The following is a 19,643-nucleotide window of genomic DNA, read 5'->3' on the forward strand; positions in this document are numbered from 1 at the left end:
ATAGGGGTTGATGGTTTTTGGAACATTTATTGGAGGTTAATAATCTATCTGTAAGTTTTAAAGTAGAAGAAGGAGAAGTTCAGGCTGTAAGAAACGTATCTTTTAATCTAAAAAAAGGTGAGACGTTAGCTATAGTTGGAGAATCTGGTTGTGGGAAATCTGTACTTTGTAAGAGTTTGATGAGGATACTCCCATACAATGGATACATTAAAAATGGAGAGGTTTTACTTAAATCAAGTGATTTGGTTAGGAAGTCTGAAAAAGAGATGGAAGACATAAGAGGAAAGAATATATCAATGATATTTCAAGACCCTATGACATCTCTCAATCCAACTATATCAATAGGAAAGCAAATAGCAGAAGCTATAATGATTCATAAAGGTATAAGTAAAAGTGAAGCAAAAAAGAGAGCTATAGAACTTATTGAATTAGTTGGAATAGATAATCCTGAGAAAAGATTTAAGCAATTTCCACATCATTTTTCAGGTGGAATGAGACAACGTATAGTAATAGCTATAGCACTTGCTTGCAATCCAGATGTATTGATTGCTGATGAACCTACAACAGCTTTAGATGTAACTATACAAGCTCAAATAATTGATTTAATAAAAGATTTACAAGATAAGATAGGCTTATCAATAATATTTATAACTCACGATTTAGGTGTAGTTGCAACTATAGCTGATAGAATAGCAGTCATGTATGCAGGAAAGATTATAGAAATAGGAACAGTAGAAGATATATTTTATGACCCTAGACATCCATATACTTGGGGATTATTAGGTTCATTACCTACTTTAGATTCACAGGATGAGTATCTATATAATATACCTGGAATGCCTCCAAACTTATTGAACCCTCCAAAAGGAGATGCTTTTGCAATAAGGAATAAGAATGCACTTAAAATAGATTATGAAAAAGAACCACCAATGTTTAAAATTAATGATACACATAGTGCAGCAACTTGGTTATTGCATCCAGATGCTCCAAAAGTAGATATACCAGTTAGAGTAAATTGTGGAAGGGTGATTTCTAATGAATAGAGAAAAAATACTAGAAATAAAAAACTTAAAACAATATTTTCATTTAGATAAAAGCACTACTGTAAAAGCAGTTGATGATATAAGTTTTGATATATATAAGGGTGAGATATTTGGTTTGGTAGGAGAGTCAGGTTCAGGAAAATCTACAACTGGTAAAACTATAATAAGACTACATGAATCTACTGGCGGAGAAGTAATTTACAAAGGAAATTGTATATCAGATAAAAAGACATACAAATTTATAAAGAAAGATGTAAATAAAAGTATGCAGATTATTTTTCAGGATTCTACCTCATCATTAAATTCACGTATGACAATTGCAGATATAATTTCAGAACCACTAAAAATTCAAGGTATCTGTAAAAACAAAACAGAGAGAATGAATAAAGTATATGAGATGCTAAATCTAGTAGGACTTGATAGAAGTTATGCAAATAAGTATCCTTCTGATTTCTCAGGTGGTCAAAGACAGCGTATTGGCATAGCACGAGCTCTTTCAGTAGAACCAGAATTTATAATAGCTGATGAACCTATAGCTTCTTTGGATGTGTCTATACAAGCACAAATAGTAAATTTATTTAGGAAGTTGCAACAAGAAAAAAATTTAACTTGTTTATTTATAGCTCATGATTTATCTATGGTGAGACATATTAGTGACCGCATAGGAGTTATGTATAATGGGAAATTAGTAGAATTAGCAGATTCAAGTGAATTGTATAATAATCCTATTCATCCATATACGAAATCACTACTTTCTGCAATTCCTATTCCTGACCCTAGATATGCTAAGTCAAGAAATAGAATAGAGTATAATTCTAATGTATATGATTGTTCAAGTGAAAAGTCCTTAAGCTGGATTGAGGTTTCAGATGGGCATTTTGTATACTCTTCTAAATCATATATAAGTAAATATCAACAAAATTTAAAAGTTGTTTAGTATAAAATCACTGAATAAGTGTTCATTTGAAATACAAACTAAAACCCTATTTTTGGACAAATTTTAAAACTACTCCAAAATAGGGTTTTTTATTTCCACTTTTCAAATATAATAAATTCAAATATAATAAAATTAAAAACAAGAAAAATATATTGTTAAGAAGATACCATAAATTTAAAAAATAGTAATATAGAAAAAATGACCAATAACTTTATTTTTTCTACAAGAATTTTCTATAAGTAAAATAAGGTAAGCTTGATAAATTATAATCGGAGTTAAAGAATAAGAGTTTATTAAAAGAATAAAGTGAGTATAAAATTTTTAGTTAATAAAATATTATAATGTAGGGGAGCTTGTAATGATATATAAAAAAGATAAAGTAATGGAAGTTTTAGAATCATCATATAGGGAAAATGAAAAAGGGATTACAGCTAACCAATTATCAGAGAAGACAGGAATTGCAAGAAACAATATAAGTACATACTTAAACCAATTATTCAATGAGGGTATGGTTACAAAGATAAAAGGAAGACCTGTATATTATATCCCTGCAAATCTTAGCCTTAATAAAGAGGAGTTATTTGATACACAAAAAGAAATAAAAATAGAAACTAAAATGAAAAAAGATAGTTTTGAAACATTAATAGGTAAAGAGCACAGTTTAAGACCTATAATAGAAAAATGTAAAGTTGCAGTGCTTTATCCTACAAATGGACTTCATACTATTATCTATGGAGAAACAGGAGTAGGAAAAAGTATGATTGTTAGGTACATGTACGATTATTCTATAGATAGTGGTATTAGAAAAAATAAAGCTCCTTTTGTAACATTTAATTGTGCTGATTATGCCAATAATGCACAATTACTTATGGGACATATTTTTGGAGTAGAACAAGGAGCTTACACAGGTGCAGAATCTTCTAGAAAAGGGCTTTTGGAAATTGCAAATGGAGGGATATTATTTTTAGATGAAATTCATAGACTACCAGCAGAAGGTCAAGAAATGTTGTTTACTTTTATAGATAATGGAACATTTAAAAGACTAGGAGATGCAACTAAGGAAAGAGAATCTAAAGTATTAATTATATGTGCAACTACAGAAAATCCGACATCAACACTATTAGATACGTTCAATAGAAGAATACCAATGAAAATAGAAATACCATCACTAAGAGATAGAACAATGATTGAAAGAATAGAATTAGTTAAAAACTTTTTCAAGGAAGAATCAAAAAGTATTTCTATTTCAATAAAAGTACATAAAGAAATAATTAAATCACTACTACTTTATGATTGTAAAAATAATGTAGGTCAACTTCAAAATGACATAAAATTAGCTGTTGCAAATGGATATTTAAGATATAAAATAGATAATAAAGAACCAATTTATATAGAGAAAAAATACTTTGATAAATCCATAAATCAAGTAAGTGATGATTATAGAGAGAAGTCTATTAAAGCAGATGAAGTTATAACGCATAATATAGAATATTTTATATTTACACCATTAGGAGAAGAAGAAGTTATTAACTACAATGATATAAATATTATTAATGCAGTAAATGCTAATCTTAATGAGTCAGTAGAAATGAATATAGCAGATGCTTCGCTATTTAATAATGTTAAATTTAAAGCCATGTGTGAAACAATAAGACAAATTATTAAAGAGGATGAAGAAATAGATATAAGTGAATCAATATTTAAGTCAATGGCGATTTATATAAAAAATGTATTAGATAAAAGTAGTTCCACAAATAATATAGACTTAAATCAAATTAGAAGAAATAATAGAAGTGAGTTTAAAACAGCATTAAAAATAGTTGGAATAATTGAAAATGAATTTGATTTGTTTTTGTCTATAGAAACTGTAGCATATATTACATTATTTATAGTACAAGCTAAACAAGATGAGCAAAATAAAATAGTAAATAACGTTAATATTATAGTTGCTATGCATGGAGAAACTACAGCAAGTAGCATGGTTAAGGCAGTTGATGACATTATTGGAAAGTGTAGTGCTATTTCTTTTGATATGAAGTTAGATAAAAGCTATGATGAAGTTATTGTAGATTTTAAAAATTTAATTAACAATATAGACAATAAAGATGTACTGCTATTTACAGATATGGGCTCATTAAATTCCTTTGATGAAATTATAAAGAAAGAAAAAAAGTGTGGAGTAAGGGTAATTCCTATGGTGACAACATTAACTGTGTTAGAAGCAGTTCAAAAAGCTAATATGGGACTATCTTTAAATGATGTATACAACTCTATTGTTAATACAAGAAAGTACTATTTTGGAACTAGTGAAGTTCAAAATAAAGTAAATCTATCTAAAACAATTATTATAGCATCACATGTTTCAGAAGGTGTAGATAATAAAACAAGGAAAATACTAGAGGAAAAAATGAATAGGTACTTAGATGGAATAGATATTATATCTGTCCCATATAAAACAGAAAAAGACTTAAGTTTAAATATTACAAAGCTAAAAGAAAGTAGCAATATTGTAGCAGTAATCAATAAACAAAGAATTAATATTAGAGGAATCGACTATATTAGCAAAAAAGGTATAGATAAGGATGAAAATATAAACAAATTAAAAAATATCATAAAGATAAGTATAGGTTATGATGATGTAGTTGAAGGTCTAAAGGCATCCTTAAAAAGCTCTAATTATAATAGAATATTTAAAGATATAAAATATGTGTCTGATGAATTATTCTTAGTGTTTAATGTAGAAAAAAAATATGATAAAGTAATTGGGCTTATAATGCATTTAGCTTTCATGGTAGATGGATTGATTGGAAATACTAGAGAGATTGAACAGCTTGATAAAGAAAAAATACTTAACTACCACAAGAGCTTAAGGAAAATAAAAGATATAGTATCTCAATTGGATAAAAAATATAATATAGAAATTAATGAAAAAGAGTGTTATCAAATATTATTAATATTAGAGTATGCATAAATAAACGAAAAAGATTACCAATGAGTATAAAAACTTATTTGGTAATCTTTTTTTAGTCTAAAATAACATTAATATTAGACACATATAAATAGACTTAGACAAAGTATCTAAGGATTGATAATAAATAAGATTGAAATAACAACATTTTAAAGTGTCTAAAAAACTGGCATAATACTTGCTTACATTATTAATAAGTAATGTAAGTAATTAAAATTTAAATCAAAAGGAGTAAATAATATGCAAGAGAAAATATTAAGAGATAAAAAGGCAAATGACCCATGGGCAAGAATGACTACAAGAAACGGATTTAGTGCAGATGAAATAATATCGTCATTTCAAAAAGCTATAAGAAGAAATATGGTTGAAGAAGCTTGTGAATTTGCTTATGAACTATATATATCATCACCAGAATTAGAAGACAAGCTATGGAGAAGAATACTTACAATATCAGTTGAAGATATAGGAATGGGAGACCCATCAGCTATAATAATTATAAATAATTTAAATCAAGTAAGAAAAGAATATTCATATGCAGATGGAGATAGACCTCTATTTTTCATACATGCGATAAGATATCTTTGTGCATGTGAAAAAGATAGATCAAGTGACTTATTAAAAAATATAATTATAAAAGGATTTGCAATGGGTAAAGTTCCAGAAATTATGGACGTAGCACTTGATAAGCACACATATAGAGGATTAGAAATGGGAAGAGATTCATTCCACTTCTTAAATGAAGCTAGTATAGTAATACCAGAAAAAAAAGTAGATAATGATTATAAAGAAAGATATTTAAAAATATTAGAAGAATATAAGCCAGAGAAAGTTATAGATACAGCTTTTAAATTTAATCACTGGCAGTACTAAGAATTAAAGTAAAAATTACTCGATAAAAAATTAGAAAATAAAAGAGGTTAAATATTGCAGGAGGAAAATTATTATGAATATTTTATTGGTATGTGCAAATGGAGCTTCAACAGGTGTACTTGTGGAAAAGATGAAAAGTTTTTGTAGTGAGCATGAAAAGCTAAAAACTAAAACTATAAATATAGAAGCAACATCATTTGAGAATCTAAAATCGTACATTCAAGCTAATGATACAGATGTAGTACTTGTAGCACCACAAATTAGGTTCAAGGAAGATGATATAGTTGAAGCTTGTAAAAATCATAAAATAGCAGTTGGTTTAATAGATACTAAACATTATGGTCGTATGGATGCTCCTTCTGTTATGAAGTTGGCAATCGAATTATATAAAAATAGATAATTGGGGGGAATAAATATGGAAGCACTTCAAAATAATTTGAGAAAATTTCTTCTTCCAATAGCACAAAAGATTGAAAAACAAAGGCATCTTCAAGCTATAAAAGAAGGTATGATAAGCATTACCCCAATAATAATTGTTGGTTCTTTAAGTATGTTATTTATGGCATTAAACAATATGTTACCTGAAGGAAGTGCAAAGACATTATTATCTGAAAATATGGATATATTACTTATTCCAAATAAATTTACTATGAGTTTATTATCTATATATTCAGCGTTTTTTATAGCTCAAGCACTAGCTAAAAAATATAATCTTAATCATGTAGAAATAGGTATGACAGCAGTTGTAGCACAACTTGTTGTATGTGGACAAGTAGTAGATGGTGTGTTAGATACAAGTTATTTAGATGCTCAAGGTTTATTTGTAAGTATATTAGTAGCACTTTTAGTAGTTGATATTACTAAGTTTATGAATGATAAAAACCTTGTAATTAGATTTCCAAAAGAAGTACCGAGTGTAGTAAATAAAAGTTTTAGAAATTTAACACCGATGATAGTATGTATAATGTTATTTACAGCAATAGCAGCAATAACTAAAAATGTATTAGGGCAACCATTACCAGCTATTATAATGAATTTCTTAGCACCAGCTATAAGCAGTGTAGATAATGTTTTTGCAGTAACTATAATACTATTTATAACTCAATTATTATGGTTTTTTGGTCTTCATGGAGCAGCAATAACTTCAAGTATATGGATGCCAATAGCAGCTACATATATGGCAGAAAATGCAACACTAATAGCAGCAGGAGGAGACCCAAAATATGTGTTTACAATAGGTTTTTATTATGGTTTCTTACAAGTAACTGGTTCAGGAATAACTTTAGGGCTAGTATACCTTATGTCGAGAAGTAAGTGTAAGAGTTTTAATAGTATGGGAAAAGTTGTACTTTTACCATCATTATTTGGAATAAATGAGCCAGTAATATTTGGAACACCAATAGTTATGAACCCATATATGTTTGTACCATTTGTATTTGGACCTGTATTGGTTGGAGCACTTAACTTTATGGCCTTAAAGGTAGGATTAGTAGGCTTACCTATTGCAGAACCACCAGGCTTTTTACCTCCAGGGGTTGCAGCATTTTTAATGACATTGGACTGGAAGGCAATAGTATTAGTATTTGCAAGTATAATACTTATGACCTTGATATATTATCCATTCTTTAAGATAATGGAAAAAGAAGAATTAAATAAAAGTGCAGAATTAACTACAACATTAAATGATGATAGCTTTGATTTTTAATAAGTCATTAGAAGGAGAAGGATATGATACCTGAAATAGAAGAAAAAGTATTTAGTATAATATCAGAAGCGGGGGATGCTAAAAGTGATGTAATGATGTCTCTTAAAGAAATAAAAAAAGGCGACTATAATAAAGCAAAACACCTTTTAAACTCAGCATCAGAGAAAATACAAACGGCATCAAAGCATCATTTAGAATTACTATCAAATGCTATGAATAGTGAGGATAGTGGAACTGATTTTTTAGTTGTACACTCTGAAGACCATTATTCAAATGCATTATTTGCTCACTCTTTAGTATCTGAACTTGTAGATATATTTGAGATGATGGACCCAAGAATTGATAAGAATTAATTTTCTTTTAAATAGTGCTTGAAGTTTGGCTATAGTTTATTAAGTTAATAGATTTAATAAATGAACTCCCTTTTACTTTAAAGTACTAGTATTTATAAAGTTATTTATAAATATAGTAAATTTTTAGATAGAAAAGGAGATATTGTTATGGAGAAGTTTTCAGTAGTAATAGCTGGAGGGGGAAGCACATATACTCCAGAAATCATATTAATGTTGTTAGATAACCTAGAGAGGTTACCGTTAAGAGCGATTAAATTGTATGATAATGATGAAGAAAGACAAAATAAAGTAGCTAAAGCTTGTGAAATACTAATAAAAGAAAAGGACCCTAATATAGAGTATTTAGCAACAACAGACCCTAAAGAAGCTTATACAGATGTGGATTTTTGTTTGGCTCATATAAGAGTTGGAAAGCTTGAAATGAGAGAACTAGATGAAAAAATACCTCTAAAACATGGGGTAGTTGGTCAAGAAACTTGTGGACCAGGTGGAATAGCTTATGGAATGAGGTCTATAGAAGGTGTGCTTGAAAATATAGACTATATGGAAAAGTATTCTCCAAATTGTTGGATGTTAAATTACTCTAACCCAGCATCTATAATAGCAGAAGCTGTTAGAAGGTTAAGACCTAATTCTAGAGTAATAAATATTTGTGATATGCCAATAGGTATGGAACATAATATAGCAAGGATTGCAGGACTTAAATCTCGTAAACATATGGATATAAGATACTTTGGATTAAATCACTTTGGTTGGTACACTTCAATTAGAGACAAAAAAGGAAATGAACTTTTACCAAAATTAGTAGAACATATAAAAGAGTATGGATTTATAAATGGTGAAGAAGGAATGAAAAATGACAAGAGAGATAGTTGGTTTGAAACTAATTTATTTACTAGAGAAATAGTAAAGACAGATTTAACTACAATACCAAGTAGTTACTTAAAGTACTATCTATTTCCAGATTATGTTGTAAATCATTCAGATGTAAATTACACTCGTGCTAATGAAGTGATTGATGGAAGAGAAAAAGAAGTTTTTGGCTCATGTGCATTAATAGAAAAGCAAGGTCATTCTAATGGCAGTGGGCTTAAGATAGGAATACATGCAGAGTTTATAGTTGATTTAGCGACAGCTCTAGCTTTTAATACTCAAGAACGTATGTTATTAATAGTTCAAAATAATGGAGCTATAGAAAATATACAAGATGATGCTATGGTTGAGATTCCATGTATAGTTGGAAAAGATGGGTATGAACCATTATCAATAGGTAAAATACCAACATTCCAAAAAGGTTTAATAGAACAACAATTAGCAGTTGAAAAATTAGTGGTTGATGCTTGGATTGAGAAGTCATACCATAAATTATGGCAAGCACTTATGCTATCTAAGACAGTTCCAAGTGCGACAGTTGCAAAAGAATTATTAGATGATTTAATTGAAGCAAATAAAAATTATTGGCCAGAACTTAATTAAGAATAATCTATCTTTTAAAAAAGTTCCTACAGTTTAGTATATAGTCTAGTTAATGTACTTGAATATATTTGTAGGAACTTTATTTATGATTTTATAAGCTTGTTTATTGACACTCTTACTTCTTCAAAGCTTGCAAAGAATTTGCTATTTATAGTATTTAACTTTATTCTATGATTATCCTCCCTTATACATTCTAATTATATAGGTTGACGGTTAGAGCTGTTTGACTAGATAAATACAATCTAATCTATTTAAAATATAGTAAAAATTATGTAAAATATTAAATTGAAATTATATTTGCTAGTGGAATAATAATTTATATCTATAAACTTAATATCTAATATAAAGACATCAACAAATAAATCACTAGAAATAATTTGTGAAGTTGCATAATAAAAAATTTAAACTTTTAACAGGATTTATGTAAGTGTTTATAGAAATAAATAAACATGTACATAATACATAATTATTTTTAATCATAAAATATGAGAATGGAGAGATGGCTATGAAGTGGAGAGATTATGCTGATGATGTAAATTTATTTGAGGGTTTTGATAAAAGTATCAAGCCTCTAACTGACGAACAAAGAAAGAAAAATATAGACACTTTAATTGCATATTTTTCAAAAGAAGTTCCTTCTAAAATATACAATTTATCGAATGATGAAATTAAGCCTAGAGATATACTTAGAGGACTTTTGAACGTATATCCACCAAAAGAAATTGCTCCAGAGATACTTAATATGTTACATAATTTATTGTTAATTGAATGTGAAGAAAGAGAGTTAGTAGATGTAAATGATATAGAAGAAGTAGAAGATGGTATTGCTATATGGAGAGGAAATATAACAAATTTAAAAGCAGATGCAATAGTAAATGCTGCAAATAATAAGTTATTAGGGTGTCTACAACCACTACATTTATGTGTGGATAATGAGATACATTCATGCGCAGGTCCTAGACTTAGAGAGGATTGTGACAAAATAATAAAAAAACAAGGACATTTAGAATATACTGGAGATGCTAAGATAACTAGAGGTTATTGTCTACCTGCAAAGTTTGTAGTACATACTGTTGGACCTATTGTATCTGGTGGTCAACCAAGTAAAGAACAAGAAAAACAACTACTTCATTGTTACAAATCATGTTTAAATACCATAAAAGAAATTGATGAAATAAAAAATATTGTTTTTTGTGGAATTTCTACAGGAGTATTTGGTTATCCAAAAAAAGAAGCAGCTAATCTTGCTGTAAGTAGGGTTAGATTATGGCTAAAAGAAAATCCTGAGAAAAATTTGAAAGTTGTGTTTAATGTGTTTACTGAAGAGGAAGAAGAGAAATATAGAAGAATATTTAAATAGTATTATCTAATAGAATTATAGACTAGAAAGTCTTTTTATAACTTCAAATATAAAGATAAACGATACTACTGGTTCATGGGATAGGAAGTTGTCACTATGAAATGCTAAAGGTAGTATATGGATACTTAGATAAAGGTTATAATGTACTAATTTATAATTAAAGAAATACAGGTAACAGTGGAGGAGGTAAATTGTACATTTAGTCTTTATGAAAGGTATGATTTAGTTAAATACGATAAAAAAGAGTTGTGGCTTATAAAAGGTATTGGTCATGCTGATGGATATGAGCATGATAGTACAGTATATTTTAATAAAATTTTTAAATTTATAGATAGTAATATTATTAATGATAAAAATTAGTTGAATATTAATAGCTTATTTATTTTGGCATGTATTAAAAAATAAATAAGCTATTTTTATGTCGAAAAATAAATAACATTTATTAATGTGAATTAATTTCTAGCAAAAATGAAAATAACTACCAATTAAATTCACTTGTACCTCAAATAAAAGAGTTAGTATTAGATTACAATAAAATCTAAAGAAAAGAGAGGTAGTATATATGAAAAACAAAAATAATAAAGACAAGTTGAATATGAAGGTATTAAGAGTTTTAGGGTTATTATTAATACTTTTTGATTATACAGGAGATACTTTAAATTTTTATAATTTCTTTGCTAAACCATTAGTATCAGGGAGTTTATATAAGGTAGGAGGTACTGATTGTATTGTATTTTTATTATTTATTTTGGAGTGTATATACCTAGTGGGAAGATATGTATTAAAAGTTAAGATAAATTGGAGTGAGATTATTGAAAATGAGAAGAATAATTTTATAAATAACTTATTAGTTGAAAAAATACAAGAAGAAAGCAATGTTGTATATAACCTATTAAATTCATACGTATTGCCACATATATATAAGCAAGGAAGAGTGTTGGTGATTAAAGCATGTCATATGTTAATCTATATTAAGGAAAAATACTATTATGTAAATATATACTAATGTAATATATTTACATATTTAAGTATATTGAATTTTGTATTAGAGTGTAAATTTAATGATATAAATTTTTTGAGACTAAAAATCGCAATTTATTTTGTGCTTAAGCTATAAATTTTGTGAAAAATTATAAATCCTATAAAATAGATTGCGATTTTAATCTTAAACTTTTGCTATAGTTTTCCCAGTATCGGTTAAATCATATCCACCAAGACCTTGAAGTTCAGCTTTAAACTCAGCTGAATTTATTATGTTAACTATAGTTTGGTAAACTGGATTTTGTAAGTCTTCTTTTTTAATAACTAAATCATAACGTTCCTTGTGAAGAGGAATAAAGTCAATGTTATTTACTTGTAAAGCAGCTTTTTCATTTCCTAAGCCAACATCAGCTATTCCACGAGAAACAGTACTTGCAACTCCAAGATGCGATAACTCTTCATTATCATAACCTTTTATATAGTTACCATTAAAGTTTATAAGCCTAAGTTTACCATCTAGTAGAACTCTAGTTCCAGAACCTTTTTCTCTATTTACAAGGGTTATGTTTGGTCTAGTTAAATCCTCCCAAGTATTTATTTCTTTAGGATTTCCTTTAGCAACATAGAAACCTTGCATTCTATAAGCTAGATTTATAAGTACACATGGTATTCCTGGCAATAGTTTTTTAACAAAAGTGCTATTATACTCGTCTGTTTCAAAATCCCATAGATGGGATGATGCTATAGAAACTCTTCCATTATATAACTCATACAAAGCATTATAACTGCCTATATAAGAGCGAAATGTATTTATTCCATCTAATTTTTTTTCAATAGACCTAGCTAAAATGTCTAATACTACATCTTGACCAGAGATAATAATTTTGAAATTATTATTTATATCTATATTTTTATTGCTGAAATGTGTATCTTTTACTTTACCAGTTTTTTGGCTGTTGATATATTCTTCAACGTCTTTAATATCAACTCTTATTTTTTTTCCTACTTTATAAGAAGGAAGTTCACCTCTTTTGATTAATTCATATACAGTATTTTTTGTTATCTTTAATAATTCAGCTACCTCAACAGGTGTCAAAGATGATAATGAGTCCATAATCCACCTCCATATAAGGTTATTTTAACATTAAAAGAAGGAAAGTGTAGAAAAATATTTAAAAGCAGTACAAATAAATTACTTGAAAATTTATTATCAGGTATATATAATTAAATTATACATAATAAAACATGATAAAACGTGATAAAACGTGTTAAAATATATATATAATTTACAAAAAGGGAGATTGATATGAAAAAAATATTGGGAATATTAGGGCTAGTTGCATGTTTAACTTTAGGGATTGTTGGATGCAATAGTAGTGAAGGTAAAAAAGATGATGGAAAACAAGAAAAAACAAATAAAAGTAGTGATTCAGTAGAGTTAAATATATCGGCTGCTGCAAGTTTAAAAGAAGCAATGGCAAAGATTGAAGAAGAGTACAAAAAAGTTGATTCAAATATAAAATTGACAGTTAATTATGGGGCGTCAGGGTCATTGCAACAGCAAATAGAACAAGGAGCACCTTGTGATTTATTTATTTCAGCAGGTCAAAAACAAATGAAGGCTTTGGATGAAGAGAAGTTATTAGTTTCTGATACTATGAAAGATTTAGTAAAAAATGATTTAGTTCTTATTTCTTCTACTGATAGTGATGTATCTAGCATGAAAGATTTGACTACAGATAAAGTGAAAAAAATTGCTGTTGGAGAAGCTGAAAGTGTACCAGCAGGGAAATATGCAGATGAGGTGTTAACTAATTTAAATTTAAAAGATAATTTAAAAGATAAGCTAGTATTTGCAAAGGATGTAAAAGAAGTTTTAGCATGGGTACAATCAGGAAATGCTGATGTTGGATTCGTTTACTTTAGTGATACTGTTAATAATGATAGGATAAAAGTAGTTGAAAAAATAGACGAAAAAACTCATTCAACTATTACATATCCAGTTTCAGTGATTAAAGCCAGTAAAAATGTAGATTCTGCTAAAAAATTTGAAGAATTTTTATTAAGTGAGGCAGGTCAAAAGATTTTTGAAGAATTTGGATATAAAAAAGTAGAATAATTATGTATAACCAAATATAAATTGTTTATAGATAAATGAAAATTGAAAATAATTGTATATTATAATAAAATGGAAATAGTGAAATTAATAGAGTTATTAATTTCACTATTTCCATTTAAAATTGAGGAGGTAAAGATGGAAACAGATTGGTCACCCTTATGGATATCGCTTAAGACATCTCTTTTATCAACAGCAATAACTTTTATAATAGGAATATTTGTGTCATATATTATGGCTAATTATAGAGGTAAGTGGAAGGGGCTTATAGATGGGCTATTTACACTTCCATTAATTTTGCCACCAACAGTTGTAGGATTTTTTTTATTATTGGTATGTGGGAAAAATGGGTCTGTAGGTAAGTTTTTATTAAGTTTTGACAAGACTTTAATATTTAGTTGGACAGCAACTGTAATTTCAGCAGTAGTGGTATCTTTTCCTATGATGTATAGAACTTCAAGGTCAGCTTTTGAACAGATTGACAATAATATGCTGTCAGCTGCTAGGACACTAGGTCTTAATGAATGGAAAGTATTTTTTAAGATTGCAGTTCCATTAGCTTGGCCTGGAATAATTGGTGGATTGGTGCTGTCGTTTGCCAGAGCTCTTGGTGAATTTGGTGCTACACTTATGATAGCTGGAAATATACCTGGAAAAACTCAAACTATGCCAATAGCTATATTTTTTGCGGTTGAAGGCGGGGACATGAATAAAGCTATGATGTGGGTTATGATTATTGTAGCAATATCTATAGCAATGATTTTATTATTAAATTATTGGTCGGAATTTCAGCAGAAAATTATAGGAAAGAGGTGTAGATAGTTGAGTTTATATGTAGATATTGAAAAAGATTTATCCTCTTTTAAATTAAAGGTAGAAATTGAACAAGAAAAAGGAATTCTGGGATTTTTAGGAGAATCTGGTTCTGGGAAAAGTATGACACTAAAATGTATAGCAGGGCTTGAGAAACCAACAAGAGGTAAGATTGTATTAAATGATAGAGTATTATTTGATTCTGAAAAAAAGATAAATTTATCAACAAAAGATAGAAAAGTAGGTTTTTTATTTCAAAACTACGCCTTGTTTCCACATATGACTGTAAGTCAAAATATTGAGCTTGGGCTTTTAAAACTGAACAAGAGTGAAAAAAAAGAAATAGTAGTAAGGTATTTAGATATACTTAAATTAAATGGGTTTGAGGGTAGATATCCTTGGCAATTATCTGGTGGTCAACAACAAAGAGTAGCACTAGCTAGGGCATTGGCAACATCTCCAGATATATTACTTTTAGACGAGCCTTTTTCAGCACTGGACCATCATTTAAGAAGTAATATGGAAAAAGAACTTATGAACATGTTAAAAGACTACAAGGGAGATATATTATTTGTTACTCATGATATTGAGGAAGCTTACCGAGTTTGTGATGATATTATGGTATATAACAAGGGAGAAGGTCTTCCAAAGAGACCTAAAAAAGAGCTATTTGAATCTCCAAAGTACCTTATAGAAGTTAAGATAACAGGATGTAAAAATATATCTCAATTCAACAGGATAGATGAAAATACTATTTATGCTACAGATTGGGGATGTGAGTTGACATTAAATGGAGAAATAGGTGATAATGTAGAATATGTGGGAATTAGAGAGCATCATATTAAGGTCTTGGATTCTAATGAATATTTAAATGGAAAGTTGTGCTTTGAATTGATTAACATTATAGAAAATCCATTTACATATACTATATATGTTAGAAAGCATGATTTATCTAGTGAGTATATGCCTATTCAAATAGAAGTAGAAAAAAATAAGATGAGATTTAAGAATGGAGACAGTATTTACTTAGATTTTCCACAGGAATATTTATTTTTATTTAAGTACAATTATAACGAAAAGGAGTAATTTATATGACTGAAAAAGAAAAAATGTTGTCAGGGAAAGGTTACTATGCAAATGATGAATTGCTAGTAAAAGAAAGAGAATATTGTAAAAAATTAACTAGATTATTTAATAATACTTTAGAGGATGAATATGAAAAAAGAGAAGCTATTTTAAGACAACTATTTGGTTCAGTCGGTAATAAAATAAATGTGGAACAAAGCATTAAATGCGACTATGGATATAATATATATGTAGGTGAAAATTTCTTTGCAAATTATGATTGTATTTTCTTAGATGTATGTAAAATTGAAATAGGTGATAATGTAATGCTAGCTCCAAACGTTCAAATCTATACAGCCTATCATCCAATTGATGCACAACTTAGAATTTCAGGTATAGAGTATGGTTCTCCTGTAAAAATAGGAGATAATGTGTGGATAGGTGGGGGAGTAATCATAACACCAGGAGTTACTATAGGTGATAATGTAGTAATAGGTGCAGGAAGTGTAGTGACAAAAGATATACCATCAGATACTGTAGCTGTTGGAAATCCATGCAGAGTAATAAAGAAAATAGAAGAATAAATTTGATTATGTAAAATATATACAAATAAAGTTTATAAAAATAAATTAAGAGTATTTACATATAATCTTTGAATAAATAAGATATTAAAGAAAAAATATACTCCTGTTTCTATAAAAAGAGTCTGGAAATATTTATGTGTATTCTTTAAATAAAAATTTATAGAAACAGGAATATTAATCGTATAGAGAAAATATATTTAATTTTATATCGTTTAAACTAGAGTAGTTAAATTATTTATTTTCAGTTTTAACATAAACTATATTATTGCCATCTAAACTTAGGCATATCTAAAACTTTAGATTCTCCTTTTAGTACTATAACAGCCATTTCACCAGTTTTATAACTCAATCTTTCATAATCTATACCTTGACAAGCTAATGCTCTTCCTTTTACCATTTCTTCTTTTACTATTATAGCTATTCTTGTTTAGTCTTTACGTAAGAAATATTCTCGTTAGAAGATTTTTCCATACCTAAAGCTTTTAATATATCTTCATTAACAATGATATCTGTGTCGTCTGATGTGGCTATAGGCATATCAGATACTGATTCACCATTTAAAATTTTAACAGCCATTTCACCTGTTTTGTAACCTAGTTTTTCATAGTTGATACCTTGACAAGCAAGAGCACCTTTTTCAACTGGACCAGATTCAGCAGCTATAACAGGAATTTTATTCTCAGTAGCTATTTTAGAAACTATAGGCATAGAAGAAGCTACTAAGTTGTCTGTAGGAACATATAAGACGTCTATTTTGCCAACTAAACTAGAAATCCCTTGGTTAACTTCATTTGAAGTAGTTATACCTTTTTCAACAACCTTGAAACCATTTTTAGATGCATATTCTTTTAAAGCATCAACTTGAACCTTTGAATTAACTTCACTAGTATTGTACATAACTCCTATGGTCTTTGCTTTAGGAGCAAATATTTTAAGAAGTTCTAGACCTTTGTCTACAGAAACAAAGTCTGATGTTCCGGATACATTTCCACCTGGTTTTTCAAGAGTTTTAACTAATCCAGCAGCAACAGGGTCACTGACAGCAGTCATAAGTATAGGTATATCTTTAGTAGCATTGAAAGCTGCTTGAGCTGATGGAGTAGATATAGCAAATATTAAATCTTTTTTGTCAGATGCAAATTTACTTGCAATACTTTGTGTAGTAGGCATATCATTTTGAGCATTTTGGAAGTCTATATCAATATTTTCTCCATCTTTAAATCCATTCTTTTCTAATGCTTTTACAAATCCTGTCTTAGTAGCATCTAGTGCTGGATGTTCAACCAATTGAGTTATCCCAATCTTTTTAACTTCTTTATTTTTAGAAGTATTTTCTTGTTTTGAATTACTAGAGTCTCCTCCTTGTGAACATCCTGTAAGCATGGATACACTAAGAGCACCAGCTAAAACTAAACTTGCTAATCTTTTTTTATTAATCATTTTTATATCCCCTTTAAATTTTTTTTGTTATATATGTTCATATATTCATATGAATTGTTACAAAGTTAGTATAATTATTATAATTTTGAGTTTATTTTAGAAATAAACTTAAATTAATGTAATAGATATATTTTAAACTGCATATTCAAATTTTTCTAAGATTTCTTCAACTGTTAATTGCTCTTTTTCTTTACCTTTTACATCTAAGACAACTTCACCTTTATGAAGCATTATTAGCCTATCTCCGTATTGAAGAGCATGTTTTAAGTTGTGAGTTACCATAAGTGTAGTTATATTTTTTTCTCTTACAATATTATTAGTTAACTCAATAACTTCATTTGATGTTTTAGGGTCAAGTGCTGCTGTATGTTCATCAAGTAATAAAACAGAAGGATTTGTTAAACTAGACATAATTAGTGATAGTGATTGTCTTTGACCTCCTGATAAAAACTGTACTTGAACATCAAGATATTTTTTTAAATCAAGAGATACACCCTCTAATAAATTTTCTAAGAAATCTCTTTTGTAACGAAGACATTTTCTTAGGTTTAATAATTTACCTTTATTAAGAGCTAAAGATAAATTTTCTCTAACTGTCATAGAAGGACAAGTTCCTAGACTAGGGTCTTGAAAAACTCTGCTTACTATTTGAGTTCTTCTATGTTCAGCTAAGTTAGATAAATTATGTTTATTTAATAATACTTGACCAGAAGATTCTTTTATAAGACCTGATATTATATTTAATAAAGTAGATTTACCAGTTCCATTACTACCTATAATACTTACAAATTCACCATCTTCTATATCAATTGATAAATTTTCAAATATAGTATTAGGTTCACCATATGGATTAGGGAAGCTCTTTGAAAGATTTTTAATTTGTAACATCTATAACACCTCTTTTTTCTGATTTATTTTTGGTACTAGCTTTGTATTTGTTTTTTTTTAGTGAAATATTTAAGTTGCCAGTAGCTAAGAAAGCTATTATAACTATAGCAGTTATTAATTTTAAGTCAGTTGATAACATTCCTAAACTCATTGCAAAGTATATAGTGAATTGGTATATAAAAGAGCCAACAATTATTGCAGTAGTATCTTTGATAAAAGTAAACTTCTTAAATAGTGTAATACCAATTATTATAGAGGCAATTCCAAGAACTAAAGTTCCTATACCCATATTTACATCTGAGAATCCTAAGAATTGAGCCATAAGACCACCAGATAAAGCAATAAGCCCATTTGAAATCATAAGTCCTAGTATTTTTATAGAACCGATATTTATACCCAAAGATTTAATCATTTGAGAGTTATCACCAACACCTTTTAAAGTGTATCCAAGACCTGTTTTTAAGAATAAGTCTAAAAGGACCTTACAGATAAACACAAAGGCTAAGGCTAACACTATAGGAGATATTTCTCCATTGAATAAGTGTTTAAAACTAAATAGAGGGATATTTGATTTTCCCATTATTCTTAAGTTGATAGAGTACAACATTCCCATGACTAAAATACCAGAAAGTAGGTTGGATATCTTAAACTTAATGTGAAGAATTCCAGTAACAAGACCAGCAGTGCAACCACATAATATAGCCATTAAAGTTGCTACTACAGGAGAAATACCATTAGTAAGAGAAAATGCTACGATAGAAGCACCCATTGTGTAACTACCATCAGCAGACATATCTGGAAAATCTAAGATTTTGTAAGTTATATAAACCCCCAGTGCCATAATCGATAAAATTAAACTTTGCGTCATTACAGATATAATACCTGACATAAATAAAACACTCCTTTGAAAATATTTTTATAATTTTAATTAATTGTTAATTTTGTGTATAAAAAAACCACATAGTATACAAAACTATGTGGTAAAAACAAGAATAAGCCACATAGTTTAATCTATGTGGCTCTTATATAGTTAAATGAAAACTT

The 19,643-nt window shown here is 28.4% G+C and carries 20 protein-coding genes; 15 read left to right on the plus strand and 5 right to left on the minus strand.

Going from position 1 to position 19,643, the window contains the following annotated elements:
• Positions 1–17 precede the first annotated feature (17 nt).
• The 11 genes from IR152_RS03545 to IR152_RS03595 all read left to right on the plus strand — a co-directional run bounded on the left by IR152_RS03545 (position 18) and on the right by IR152_RS03595 (position 11,718).
• Complete coding sequence (locus tag IR152_RS03545; protein ID WP_227450429.1) at positions 18–1,043, plus strand: ABC transporter ATP-binding protein; 1,026 nt, start codon at positions 18–20, stop codon at positions 1,041–1,043.
• A complete protein-coding gene (locus IR152_RS03550) occupies positions 1,036–1,980 on the plus strand; it encodes an ABC transporter ATP-binding protein (protein WP_227450430.1) in 945 nt (314 codons plus the stop codon). The genes IR152_RS03545 and IR152_RS03550 overlap by 8 nt, the downstream gene beginning before the upstream one ends.
• 358 nt (positions 1,981–2,338) lie before the next feature.
• Entirely contained in the window at positions 2,339–4,951 is a 2,613-nt protein-coding gene (locus IR152_RS03555; RefSeq protein WP_227450431.1) for a sigma 54-interacting transcriptional regulator, read from the plus strand.
• A 237-nt stretch (positions 4,952–5,188) separates the two neighbouring features.
• Positions 5,189–5,818 (plus strand): hypothetical protein, encoded by a 630-nt coding sequence (locus IR152_RS03560; RefSeq protein WP_227450432.1) that lies wholly within the window; start codon positions 5,189–5,191, stop codon positions 5,816–5,818.
• A gap of 73 nt (positions 5,819–5,891) precedes the next feature.
• Positions 5,892–6,218, plus strand: coding sequence for a PTS sugar transporter subunit IIB (locus IR152_RS03565; RefSeq protein ID WP_227450433.1), 327 nt, complete (start codon positions 5,892–5,894; stop codon positions 6,216–6,218).
• A gap of 15 nt (positions 6,219–6,233) precedes the next feature.
• On the plus strand, positions 6,234–7,523 hold the full coding sequence (locus IR152_RS03570) for a PTS sugar transporter subunit IIC (protein ID WP_227450434.1): 1,290 nt from the start codon (positions 6,234–6,236) through the stop codon (positions 7,521–7,523).
• Between the two features lie 23 nt (positions 7,524–7,546).
• Positions 7,547–7,876 (plus strand): PTS lactose/cellobiose transporter subunit IIA, encoded by a 330-nt coding sequence (locus IR152_RS03575; RefSeq protein ID WP_227450435.1) that lies wholly within the window; start codon positions 7,547–7,549, stop codon positions 7,874–7,876.
• A 147-nt stretch (positions 7,877–8,023) separates the two neighbouring features.
• Positions 8,024–9,352 carry a 6-phospho-alpha-glucosidase gene (locus tag IR152_RS03580; protein WP_227450436.1) on the plus strand — a complete coding sequence of 443 codons (1,329 nt, stop codon included), beginning with the start codon at positions 8,024–8,026 and terminating at the stop codon, positions 9,350–9,352.
• 505 nt (positions 9,353–9,857) lie between these two features.
• Positions 9,858–10,712: a protein-ADP-ribose hydrolase gene (locus tag IR152_RS03585; RefSeq protein ID WP_227450437.1), complete on the plus strand. Its 855-nt coding sequence runs from the start codon at positions 9,858–9,860 to the stop codon at positions 10,710–10,712.
• A gap of 177 nt (positions 10,713–10,889) precedes the next feature.
• Positions 10,890–11,072, plus strand: coding sequence for a hypothetical protein (locus IR152_RS03590; protein ID WP_227450438.1), 183 nt, complete (start codon positions 10,890–10,892; stop codon positions 11,070–11,072).
• Positions 11,073–11,274: 202 nt separating this feature from the next.
• Positions 11,275–11,718, plus strand: a complete 444-nt coding sequence (locus IR152_RS03595) for a hypothetical protein (RefSeq protein ID WP_227450439.1) — start codon at positions 11,275–11,277, stop codon at positions 11,716–11,718.
• A 159-nt stretch (positions 11,719–11,877) separates the two neighbouring features.
• On the opposite strand, the gene IR152_RS03600 is transcribed toward IR152_RS03595, so the two are convergent.
• On the minus strand, positions 11,878–12,807 hold the full coding sequence (locus IR152_RS03600) for a helix-turn-helix transcriptional regulator (protein ID WP_227450440.1): 930 nt from the start codon (positions 12,805–12,807) through the stop codon (positions 11,878–11,880).
• A 192-nt stretch (positions 12,808–12,999) separates the two neighbouring features.
• Here IR152_RS03600 and modA point away from each other — a divergent pair, with 192 nt between their 5' ends.
• The 4 genes from modA (at position 13,000) to IR152_RS03620 (ending at position 16,271) form a co-directional block, all read left to right on the plus strand.
• On the plus strand, positions 13,000–13,812 hold the full coding sequence (modA, locus tag IR152_RS03605; protein ID WP_227450441.1) for a molybdate ABC transporter substrate-binding protein: 813 nt from the start codon (positions 13,000–13,002) through the stop codon (positions 13,810–13,812).
• A gap of 135 nt (positions 13,813–13,947) precedes the next feature.
• Complete coding sequence (gene modB, locus IR152_RS03610) at positions 13,948–14,631, plus strand: molybdate ABC transporter permease subunit (RefSeq protein WP_227450442.1); 684 nt, start codon at positions 13,948–13,950, stop codon at positions 14,629–14,631.
• The gene (locus tag IR152_RS03615; RefSeq protein WP_227450443.1) at positions 14,632–15,708 is read left to right on the plus strand and encodes a sulfate/molybdate ABC transporter ATP-binding protein; all 1,077 of its coding nucleotides are present in this window, start codon (positions 14,632–14,634) and stop codon (positions 15,706–15,708) included.
• A gap of 5 nt (positions 15,709–15,713) precedes the next feature.
• Positions 15,714–16,271: a sugar O-acetyltransferase gene (locus IR152_RS03620; protein WP_227450444.1), complete on the plus strand. Its 558-nt coding sequence runs from the start codon at positions 15,714–15,716 to the stop codon at positions 16,269–16,271.
• Between the two features lie 262 nt (positions 16,272–16,533).
• Here IR152_RS03620 and IR152_RS19905 read toward each other — a convergent pair whose 3' ends face one another.
• The 4 genes from IR152_RS19905 to IR152_RS03635 all read right to left on the minus strand — a co-directional run bounded on the left by IR152_RS19905 (position 16,534) and on the right by IR152_RS03635 (position 19,488).
• The gene (locus IR152_RS19905) at positions 16,534–16,668 is read right to left on the minus strand and encodes a hypothetical protein (protein WP_255624398.1); all 135 of its coding nucleotides are present in this window, start codon (positions 16,666–16,668) and stop codon (positions 16,534–16,536) included.
• A gap of 20 nt (positions 16,669–16,688) precedes the next feature.
• Positions 16,689–17,711 (minus strand): CD0873 family tyrosine ABC transporter substrate-binding lipoprotein, encoded by a 1,023-nt coding sequence (locus tag IR152_RS03625; protein ID WP_227450445.1) that lies wholly within the window; start codon positions 17,709–17,711, stop codon positions 16,689–16,691.
• Positions 17,712–17,843: 132 nt separating this feature from the next.
• The gene (locus IR152_RS03630) at positions 17,844–18,599 is read right to left on the minus strand and encodes an ABC transporter ATP-binding protein (protein WP_227450446.1); all 756 of its coding nucleotides are present in this window, start codon (positions 18,597–18,599) and stop codon (positions 17,844–17,846) included.
• The gene (locus IR152_RS03635; protein WP_227450447.1) at positions 18,586–19,488 is read right to left on the minus strand and encodes an ABC transporter permease; all 903 of its coding nucleotides are present in this window, start codon (positions 19,486–19,488) and stop codon (positions 18,586–18,588) included. The genes IR152_RS03630 and IR152_RS03635 overlap by 14 nt, the downstream gene beginning before the upstream one ends.
• Between the last annotated feature and the right edge of the window lie 155 nt (positions 19,489–19,643).

The sequence above is a fragment of the Clostridioides sp. ES-S-0108-01 genome (assembly GCF_020662285.1).
In the GTDB taxonomy this organism is placed as follows: domain Bacteria; phylum Bacillota; class Clostridia; order Peptostreptococcales; family Peptostreptococcaceae; genus Clostridioides.